The following is a 743-nucleotide window of genomic DNA, read 5'->3' on the forward strand; positions in this document are numbered from 1 at the left end:
AGGTTTTTGAGTGTAGATTTTAGGCAAAAAGCGGAGGTAAAATAAAGTGGCTAGATTAGCCACCTTGCAAAAACGCAAAAATCTAGGGCAAAATGCAAAAATCTTAAAACAAAAATCTTAAAAAAGGACAAAGCAATGAAAGAGAAATATTTCACTAAAAAAGCGTGGCGCAAGCAAATACAGCGCGATTATTACCTAGACAAAAAGCAAGCAAAAAAGAAACTAAAATTTTTAATGAATTTTTGCGACTTTGACTGCTCTAAGTGTGCGTGCAGAGATACGGCGTATTGTCCGCACAATGAAATAAGCCCGCGCGGGTGGAAAATGCTAGGGGTTGGATTTTTGGTTGTTTGTTTTGTGATTTTTCTTGCGATTTGGATTGGATAAAACACGCAAAAAGACAAAAAAATCTAAAAACCTAAAATCCTAAAAGCCTAAAATTACGCGTTTTTGCTGTGGCCTGTGTGGCTTGTGTGTTTTTTGGTGTCGTGGGATAAAATATTTTGCAAAGAATTTATCTCTTGCAAAATATTTATACTGCTTGTAATTTTCGTTGGGGGGGGGGAGTGGGGATAGATTTTGCATTTGCTTGTGTGAGCGTGGCTTGGATTTGTGCTTGTTTATCTTGCAAAAGAGAATCTAGCGCATCTTGTGTAGATTTTAGTTGATTTTGCAAAGAGTTTAAGCTAGATTCTGCGTTTGCTAGCTCGCGGACTTTGGTAAAATAAGTAGTAGTGTAAAAA

At 36.9% G+C, this 743-nt stretch carries 2 protein-coding genes; one reads left to right on the top strand and one right to left on the bottom strand.

All coding sequences use genetic code 11. The annotated features are described in order from the left end of the window. Window positions 1–135: 135 nt before the first annotated feature. Complete coding sequence (locus ACWIUO_RS13805) at window positions 136–387, top strand: hypothetical protein (protein WP_454178461.1); 252 nt, start codon at window positions 136–138, stop codon at window positions 385–387. Between the two features lie 145 nt (window positions 388–532). Here the strand turns inward: ACWIUO_RS13805 and ACWIUO_RS13810 are convergent. Further along, a partial coding sequence (locus ACWIUO_RS13810; RefSeq protein WP_454178462.1) for a hypothetical protein occupies window positions 533–743 on the bottom strand: 211 nt, incomplete at its 5' end.

The organism is Helicobacter sp. T3_23-1056, from assembly GCF_053654535.1.

Bases quoted from the DNA above. Each gene is read 5' to 3' on its own strand.
- ACWIUO_RS13805 (WP_454178461.1), top strand. From the start codon at position 136: ATGAAAGAGAAATATTTCACTAAAAAAGCGTGGCGCAAGCAAATACAG.